General features: G+C 63.5%; 10 protein-coding genes. 4 read left to right on the forward strand and 6 right to left on the reverse strand.

Annotated features, from left to right (window positions below):
* Window positions 1-23 precede the first annotated feature (23 nt).
* The gene (locus NKI21_RS05890) at window positions 24-182 is read left to right on the forward strand and encodes a DUF3309 family protein (protein WP_023810914.1); all 159 of its coding nucleotides are present in this window, start codon (window positions 24-26) and stop codon (window positions 180-182) included.
* A gap of 63 nt (window positions 183-245) precedes the next feature.
* Here NKI21_RS05890 and NKI21_RS05895 read toward each other — a convergent pair whose 3' ends face one another.
* Both NKI21_RS05895 and NKI21_RS05900 read right to left on the reverse strand, forming a co-directional pair.
* Window positions 246-1,205, reverse strand: a complete 960-nt coding sequence (locus NKI21_RS05895; RefSeq protein ID WP_128305532.1) for an SDR family oxidoreductase — start codon at window positions 1,203-1,205, stop codon at window positions 246-248.
* A gap of 76 nt (window positions 1,206-1,281) precedes the next feature.
* Window positions 1,282-1,491, reverse strand: a complete 210-nt coding sequence (locus NKI21_RS05900) for a DUF680 domain-containing protein (RefSeq protein ID WP_128305533.1) — start codon at window positions 1,489-1,491, stop codon at window positions 1,282-1,284.
* A gap of 114 nt (window positions 1,492-1,605) precedes the next feature.
* On the opposite strand from NKI21_RS05900, the gene NKI21_RS05905 reads away from it, so the two are divergent.
* Window positions 1,606-2,514, forward strand: coding sequence for a LysR family transcriptional regulator (locus NKI21_RS05905; RefSeq protein ID WP_128305534.1), 909 nt, complete (start codon window positions 1,606-1,608; stop codon window positions 2,512-2,514).
* On the opposite strand, the gene NKI21_RS05910 is transcribed toward NKI21_RS05905, so the two are convergent.
* From NKI21_RS05910 to NKI21_RS05920, 3 genes are all read right to left on the reverse strand, one after another.
* On the reverse strand, window positions 2,478-3,653 hold the full coding sequence (locus tag NKI21_RS05910) for an MFS transporter (protein WP_352864894.1): 1,176 nt from the start codon (window positions 3,651-3,653) through the stop codon (window positions 2,478-2,480). The two genes, NKI21_RS05905 and NKI21_RS05910, sit on opposite strands and share 37 nt — an antisense overlap.
* A gap of 122 nt (window positions 3,654-3,775) precedes the next feature.
* Window positions 3,776-4,084 (reverse strand): DUF1244 domain-containing protein, encoded by a 309-nt coding sequence (locus NKI21_RS05915; protein WP_128305536.1) that lies wholly within the window; start codon window positions 4,082-4,084, stop codon window positions 3,776-3,778.
* 11 nt (window positions 4,085-4,095) lie between these two features.
* Window positions 4,096-4,893: an N-formylglutamate amidohydrolase gene (locus NKI21_RS05920; RefSeq protein WP_352440938.1), complete on the reverse strand. Its 798-nt coding sequence runs from the start codon at window positions 4,891-4,893 to the stop codon at window positions 4,096-4,098.
* 245 nt (window positions 4,894-5,138) lie between these two features.
* Between NKI21_RS05920 and NKI21_RS05925 the strand changes: the two genes are divergently transcribed.
* Both NKI21_RS05925 and pyk read left to right on the forward strand, forming a co-directional pair.
* Entirely contained in the window at window positions 5,139-5,627 is a 489-nt protein-coding gene (locus NKI21_RS05925) for a DUF1036 domain-containing protein (protein ID WP_127260459.1), read from the forward strand.
* A complete protein-coding gene (pyk, locus tag NKI21_RS05930) occupies window positions 5,624-7,060 on the forward strand; it encodes a pyruvate kinase (protein WP_023810921.1) in 1,437 nt (478 codons plus the stop codon). The genes NKI21_RS05925 and pyk overlap by 4 nt, the downstream gene beginning before the upstream one ends.
* Before the next feature lie 44 nt (window positions 7,061-7,104).
* Here pyk and NKI21_RS05935 read toward each other — a convergent pair whose 3' ends face one another.
* On the reverse strand, window positions 7,105-8,169 hold the full coding sequence (locus NKI21_RS05935) for an alpha/beta fold hydrolase (protein WP_352440937.1): 1,065 nt from the start codon (window positions 8,167-8,169) through the stop codon (window positions 7,105-7,107).
* Window positions 8,170-8,305 lie beyond the last annotated feature (136 nt).

The following is an 8,305-nucleotide window of genomic DNA, read 5'->3' on the forward strand; positions in this document are numbered from 1 at the left end:
AAACGTCGAATTGCGGGGTTCTCATGCCGATCACCACCATCGTCATCATCGTCCTGGTCCTTATCCTCATCGGCGCGGTGCCGGCCTGGCCACATTCGCGCTCCTGGGGCTATGGGCCCTCGGGTATTGTCGGCGTGGTGCTGGTGGTGCTTATGGTGCTGCTGTTGATGGGACGGCTCTGAGGCGCCCTCTCAGTCCGCGGAGATTGTCAATGTGCGGAGGAGCATCGCCCGCCATCGCGGACGTCAGGCAGCTTTCGCAACGCCGGTCACGGTGGCAATGCCGATATCCCCGAGAGCTTCAGTGACGGCCTGATCCAGCGGCGTGTGCGGGATCGCGCCGATGATGCCTTCCAGCCTTGCCGACGCCAGTTGGTGCGGTTCGAAGCGCAGATAGGACATCGACACGATCTCACGCCACATCGCCACGAACGGGCTACCGGCGCGCAGCACCCACCAGGCCATCGAGGTCATCTTGAGCGGACGCCCAAGCGCCTTCTCTGCGGCTGCCTTGATCTCCAGGTCGGTGACGGGATGGCCGGGGAAGTTGAAGGCTTCATAAGCGCCGAGCTTGTCCAGGTTCTGCGCCAGTCCGACGAAAGCCCTGGCCAGATCCGGTAGGTAGGCCCATTCATGTACGAGGTCGACCGGGCCGGGCGCCGTATAGATACCCTTGTTGATCTTGGCAGCGACGACCAAGTCGAACCACGAGCCGCTGCCGGTGCCGCCGAAGAAGTCGCCGGCCCGCAAAATGATGGTGCGGACGCGGCGTGCTTCGGCCTCGCGGTGAAACAGGTCCTCCATGGCGACGCGGATGCGCCCCTTGTCGGTCGTCGGGCGGAACGGCGTGTCTTCCGTGATCACCTCCGGCATCGGCGATCCGTAATTGTATACGGTCCCGGGAAAGAGATGCAGTGCGTTGTTGGCATGGCAAGCGGTCATGACATTCTCGGCGATCGGCAGGCACTTGACCCATTCGGTGTAGATCGGGTTGAGGCCGTTGAAGATGATGTCGACACCTTCCGTGGCGCGGATCAGCGCTTCCCGGTCGAGCGCGTCACCGGCAACGGCCGTAGCGCCTTCAAGTTCAGTTGGCAGTTTGCCGTTGCGGGTGACGGCGCGGACCTCGTAGCCCGCGTCGATGAAGGCCTTGGCGACCACGCGGCCGAGCCGGCCATTGGCACCGAGAATTGCGATACTGGTCATTGGAAGCACTCCTGGGTTGGGATTTGCGTGGTCGGTCTGGACGCGCGATCGGGATCAGCGACAAGCGCGATCGAGATCAGCGGTTGCCGAAGAGGTCGCGGTTGCTGCCTTGCGTGACCGGCTGCCGGACGGCCGCATCCGGGTTGTGGATCGAAGCGGTGGTCGTGTTGTCGGTGCTGGTGACAGCCGGCTGGCTGGCGTCGTTCGAGCCAAACTTGTCGCTGCCGGCAAAGGCGGCGCTGACGGAAATGAGGATGGCGGCGGTGGTGAGAGCGATCTTGGTCATCTGAGTTCTCCTGGTTGGTGTTTGCAGTCCGTGTTGGTGTCTGCAGCCGGAATATGGTCGCTCCGAACGCGAATGGAAATTGACTACATATGGCGTTCTGATATTCATAAATGAATGACAGAAATCGACTGGAACCTGATCAAGAGCTTTGTCGCCGTGGCGGAATCCGGCAGCCTGTCGGCCGCCGCGCGAAAGCTTTCGGCCAGCCAGCCGACGCTTGGCCGTCACATCGGCGAGTTGGAACGGGCACTCGGCGTCACACTCTTCCGTCGAGGACGGCACGGTTACGAACTGACGGAGGCCGGCAGCACGCTGTTCGAACGCGGCAAGGCGGTCAGCGAGCAGGCAAGCGCCTTCTCACTCCTGGCGCTGGGTTCGGTCGAGGCCATCGAAGGCACGGTGCGCATCGCCGCCAGCGAGGTGGTGGCGGCCTATGTCCTGCCTGAGATGACGATGCGGCTGGGGATCGAGGAGCCCGGCATCGAGGTCGAGATCGTTGCTTCCAACCAGGTCGAGAACCTGCTGCGTCGAGATGCCGACATCGCCATCCGCATGGTCAAGCCGGCGCAGAACGAGCTGATGGCACGCAGGGTCTGCGATATCGAGCTCTGCGCCTGCGCGGCCAAATCCTATCTCGACAGGCGCGGCCGTCCGCTGAAGCCTGCCGATCTTGTCGGCCACGACCTGGTCGGCTTCGACCGCGGCGACGAGATCATCAGGGGCTTTACCCAGTATGGCATCCCCGTCACCCGGAGCAGCTTCCGCTTCAGGGCCGACAACCAGATCGTTTTGTGGGAAGCGGTGCGGGCGGGAAACGGCATCGGCCTTGGTCAGGAGCCGCTGGCCGACAGGGATCCTTTGATAGAGAAGGTTCTGCCAGATCTGCCGCTGCCAGTTCTGCCGGTGTGGCTGGCGATGCATCGCGACGTGCGTACCAGCGTGCGCATCCGCCGGGTGGTGGATTTTCTCCACGAGGAGCTGAAACGCTATTCGGCGGGTGCTGGCGCGAATTCGGCGCGGTGAGCGAGCCCGGCCATCAGCAACACGATGATCAGCAGTCCCGACATGGTGATGAAGATCGGGCCGAAGCTGGAATGCTCGGCAACGAAGCCGATCGCCGACGGCGCCACCAGTATGCCGCAGTATCCGATAGTGGTGACCACGCTCATGCCGGTGCCGGAAGACATGCCTTCCTGGTTGCCGCCGGCCGAAAAGATGATTGGCACCATATTGGCGATGCCGAAGCCGCAAAAGGCAAAGGCTGCAATAGCGAGCCAGGGCGAGGGCGCCAGGCCAGCCACCAGCATGCCGACCGCGGCTACGAGGGCCGACACGCGCAGCGTCGTCACCGCGCCGAAGCGATTGCGTATGCCGTCGCCGAAGAACCGCGTAACCGCCATGACGCCCGAAAATCCGGCGTAGGCGAGGCCGGCAACGGCGAGATCGGCGCCGAGCTCCTGGCGCAGATACAGGGCTGCCCAGTCGAGCACCGCGCCTTCGGAGATCATCGCCAGCAGCGCCATCAGTCCGATCAGATAAACCAGCGGGTTTGCCGGCAGTGCGAATTTGTGGTGCTCGGCTGCCTGCGGGCCGTCTTCGGTGAGGAGATGGCGAACGGCCACCGCGATCACCGCGAAGGCAAACACCGTTACCGCCGCCGCGTGGGCGAGGTGGCCGTAGTGCTGGATGGCAAAGCCGCCGAGGCCGCCGCCGGCGAAGCCGCCGAGACTCCAGAAGCCGTGCGAGGACGACATGACGGCGCGGGAGAGCCGCCGTTCGACCACCACGGCATTGGCATTCATGGCAACGTCCATGCCACCGATCGAGCCGCCGAAGACGATCATGGCCGCGGCCGCCACCGGTACGTTGGGCGCCAGCGCCACGACCATCAGACCGAGGCTGCCGCACAGGGCGAACCAGCGCAGTACGGTGCGCGAGCCATGTCTGGAAATCAAATGGCCGCACCAGGTCATCGCGACGACGGCACCGACGCCGAATAAGAGTATCAGCAGACCGAGCGTGAACTTCGAGATCTCCAGCCGCGTCAGGAACACCGGAATCTGCGGCGCCCAGCTGCCCGTCAGGAAGCCGTTGGCCAGGAAAATGGCCGCGAGCGCCCATCTTCCGCGAATGGCAGTCAGCTTGGCAGTTGACGCGTTCATGAGGCGAATCCCGCTGAAAATGGCTTCGCGCGGCAAATTAGATCGATTCAATTTTCAGTCAAGGCTCTTTCGGGAAGCATTTTGGGCCAACATAGCCTTAAGCGATCGCGGGGACGACGGCGTCAATGGTCCTGGGGGCGCCTTGCCTCGAATTCGGCCTTCTTGGCGTCGGAGGCCTCGGTCTGGTTCAGCGTCTGCCATTCCCCATAAGGCATGCCGTAGACGATCTCGCGCGACTGATCCTTGGTGAGATCGACGCCCTCGGCATTGGCTGCCTCCCGATACCAGTTCGACAGGCAGTTGCGGCAGAAGCCGGCGAGATTCATCAGGTCGATGTTCTGCACATCGTTGCGCTCGCGCAGATGCTCGACCAGCCGGCGGAAGGCGGCCGCTTCGAAATCGCGTTGCTGCTCGTCGCTGAGTTCGGTCATCGAAACCTCCGTCATAGCGGCCCGGTGCGCGAGCCGAACATCTTCACCACATGTATATCGGGACGGCGATCGATCGCGTCAACGATCGGCGCCAACCGTTCGGCCCAGGCGAGCGCGCCCTTCTGGTCCGATATCAGATCCTGTCGGATCTCGATCAGCGCATGGGCGAAGCCGTTGACGATGGCGTGCTTGTACATGGTGTCGCCGCGCAGCGCGCCGTCATAGGGTTCGTTGTCGCCGACGACGAGGTTCTTGTCCTGCGCCAGCATGTCTATCAACGGCCGCGCCACGCGGTCGTCGAGGTCCCACAGGATGCCGACGTGCCAAGGACGCTGGATTCCTTGCATGGCAGGGGTGAAGGAATGCACCGAAAAGATGAAGGGCGCCTGGGCGGAAGCCTGTGCGACCGAGGCGATCATGGCGCCGACGGCGTCGTGATAGGGTCGGTAGAACCCGTCGAGCCGCCTCTCGCGCTCCTCGGCAGCGATGGGGTAGTTCCCAGGTACGACAGTGCCGTCATAAAGCTGGCGAATGAGCGTTGGGTCGTCTTCGCCGCGGTTGGGATCGATCAGCAGCCGCGAAAAATTGGCAAGCACCGCCGGCACGCCGAGCAGGGCAGCCAGTTCGCGCGTCACCGCCTCGACGCCGATGTCATAGGCGATGTGGCGGTCGAACTCGGCTGAGGGCAGGCCGAGGCTGCCGTAGTCGTCGGGCAGGTCGCGACGGGCATGATCGCCCAACAGCACGATGCCTCGCCTGCGATCGCCCTCGATGATGTCGAAAGGCGCGAAAACTGTGGATCGGGTCATTGGCGGGAAATGGTCTGTTCGCTGGCTTCCGGGGAGGGTGCTATCGTCATTCCACGAAGACGACGCTTGCGCAATGCCGTTGTTTGGCCAAGGTTTCCCCGGAAATCTGGCACAAGTCGGCGAATTGTGCGCCGGAGCCTTTCTAAATCGATTGGAATTGGACAAAACGGTGCGTTGACATGCGCCCGGACTTTTCCGAAAAGGGGCGCAGAGAGATGCTGATGTGGTTTTTGAGGGGTTTTCGGATGAGTTCCGCCGGCGGGCAGCGCATGCGCTCTGCCTTTGCCATGCCGCTCCTCACTCTTGCCATCGGCCTGTCGGCCATGGTCGTGGCTTCGCCGGCGCGCGCCGATTTCCGCGTCTGCAACGCCACGCAGAACCTGGTCGGTGTCGGCATCGGCTATCGCGCCAAGGCCGGCTGGATCACCGAAGGCTGGTGGCACATCGAGGGATCGAGTTGCAAGACGCTGATCGAAGGGCCGCTGTCATCAAGGTTTTACTATCTTTATGCAGAAGACGCCGAACGCGGTGGACGCTGGGATGGCCCGATCAACATGTGCGTGGCTGAAAAAGAGTTCAAGATCGCAGGCGTGACCGACTGCGTCGCCCGGGGCTTTCAGCGCGCCGGATTCCAGGAATATGACACGGGCGAACAGGCAAGCTGGATGGTCCAGCTGACCGATGAGTCCACAACGGGAGGCGCTCCAGCCGCCCCGGGAACAAACAGTCAATGAGACGTAGCCGCAAGGTCAAGATCCTAGCCACCATCGGTCCGGCCTCCTCGTCGGAGGAGATGCTGAAGAAACTGTTCGAAGCGGGCGCCGATGTGTTCCGCATCAATATGAGCCATACCGACCATGAACTGATGCGCACGCTGGTCGGACGCATCCGCGCTGTCGAGGAAGCGGTTGGCCGGCCGATCGGCATCCTGGCCGATCTGCAAGGGCCAAAGTTGCGCGTCGGCAAGTTCGCCAACGGCAAGGAAGTGCTGACGCAAGGCCAGACCTTCACCCTCGACGACAATCCAGAGCCTGGCACCTCGACCAGGGTCTATCTGCCGCATCCGGAAATTCTGAGCTCGGTCGAAGCCGGCCATCGCCTGCTGATCGACGATGGCAAGCTCGAGCTGAAGGCGGTGAAGAGCGACGGCAAGTCGATCGTCTGCACCGTCGTCGCCGGCACCACCATTTCCGACAAGAAGGGCGTCAGCCTGCCCGACACCGACCTCCCGGTCGGCGCGCTGACCGAGAAGGATCGCAAGGACCTCGATGCCGTGCTGGCCACGGGCGTCGACTGGGTGGCGCTGTCCTTCGTGCAGCGGCCGGAGGATCTGGCCGAAGCGCGCAAGATCGCACGCGGCCGGGCGCTGATCATGGCCAAGATCGAAAAGCCGCAGGCCGTCGCCCGGCTGGCCGAGATCATCGAATTGTCCGACGCGCTGATGGTCGCCCGCGGCGATCTCGGCGTCGAGATGCCGCTCGAGGCGGTGCCCGGCATCCAGAAGCAGATCACGCGCGCCGCACGCCGCGCCGGCAAGCCGGTGGTGGTTGCAACGCAGATGCTGGAATCGATGATCACGGCACCGGTGCCGACCCGCGCCGAGGTGTCCGATGTTTCGATCGCCGTCTTCGAAGGCGCCGATGCCATCATGCTGTCGGCGGAATCGGCGGCGGGTGCCTATCCCGTCGAGGCCGTGGCAATGATGAACCGTATCGCCACCAAGGTCGAAACCGATCCGACCTATGCCGGCATCATCAACGCCCAGCGCTCCGAGCCGGAGGCGACTGGCGCCGATGCCATTTCGCTGGCCGCGCGCGAGATCGCCGAAACGCTGAAGCTGGCGGCGATCATCACCTACACCGCATCAGGCACCACAGGCCTGCGCGCCGCCCGCGAGCGGCCGCAAGTGCCTGTTATCGCGCTGTCGCCGATCCTCAACACGGCGCGGCGGCTGTCGCTTTTGTGGGGCACGCATTGCGTCGTCTCACCCGACGCCGTCGACCTCGACGACATGGTCAATCGCGCCTGCCGCATCGCCTTCGACGAAGGCTTCGGCAAGCCGGGCGACCGCGTCATCATCACCGCGGGCGTACCGTTGCGGACACCGGGTTCGACCAACATGCTGCGCATCGCCTATATCGGATCGGACACACAAGTCAGCCGCTAGATTCCTAAAGCGTGTCGCCTCTGAACGGATTCAGGTGATCCGCTTTAGGTCGGCGCGAGTTCGGCCTGCGGTACCTTGATATCGGCGCATCTGCCGGCGCCGTAGGCGTCGCCGGCGATGCGCGCCTCCACTGCCGTTGCCATCGCCTGCAGGTCTATACTCTTCCCGGCGACCTTCTCGATGGCGCCGACGGTCAGGTCGGGCGCGATCCAGTCTGGCTTGTGGCCGAGATTGTGCACCCAGACGAGTTCGGCACCGGCAATGTCGCGCGCCAGGCCGACCGAATGGATATGTGCATAGACCACCTTGTCGCGATCGCCTGAAATGACCACGGTTGGCGCCTTGATCTCGTTGTAGCGCGGTGCGGCGCCGAGGGCATAGCGATAGAGCCCGGCGACATCGGTGGCGTTGGCACGAAAGGCTGTTGGTCGCAGCACCAGCGGGATAGAGGCCATTCTGAGATAATTGTCGGGCACCTTGTTGGGCGAGAAAACGCAGGTGGTAGCGTCGGCCATCTGCAGTGTACCGGCCGGATAGGTCAGCGTCTCGGAAAACAGCCAGCCGAGCACCGGCATGGTAGTCAGATCGTAGTACCAGGCGGTTGCGCCGCCCGGCCATGGGTGGGTCGCCGGTGCGAGGAAGACCAGCCCGAGCGTCTTGTCGGGATGCTCCCGGCCAAAGGCCGATGTCACCACGCCGCCGAAGGAATGGCCGACGATGACAGCCTTCTTGATGCCGAGATGGTCCATCAGTCCGGCAATGGTGTCGGCCTGCGCCGACGGGTTCTCGTTGTTGGTGCCGCGACCCGACCAGCCGTGGCCTGGCCGGTCGAAGAACAGCATTTCGGCGCGGCCTTCGAGCAAGGGACGCAGCGGCAGCATCTGGTCCCTGAGATTGGCGCTGGCGCCGTGGATGAAGACGATCGGCGGCAGCTCGGCATTGGCGGGTGCCGGAACATGGACATAGTGGATGCGGGCGCCGTCAATGTCGGCGAACTCGCCGATCGGCGGATTGCGGCGCTCGATCAGCCATGAGCCGACGCGGGTGACGCCGACGAAGCCGAACACAAGCGCCATCAGGAAGGCAAGGGCGGCGTAGATCAGGTTCATGGGGGAGATACGGAGGTGGAGGGGGATGAGTTGTAGGGGAGTAGGGGAGTAGGGTGTTTGGACCGGAGACATCGCGAACAGGTGTGCGAGGACATCGCGAACAGTTTTGTCACTTATCGTCTGCAGAGGTTGAGGT

It is taken from the genome of Mesorhizobium sp. M0715 (assembly GCF_040320355.1).
Taxonomy (GTDB): Bacteria; Pseudomonadota; Alphaproteobacteria; order Rhizobiales; family Rhizobiaceae; genus Mesorhizobium.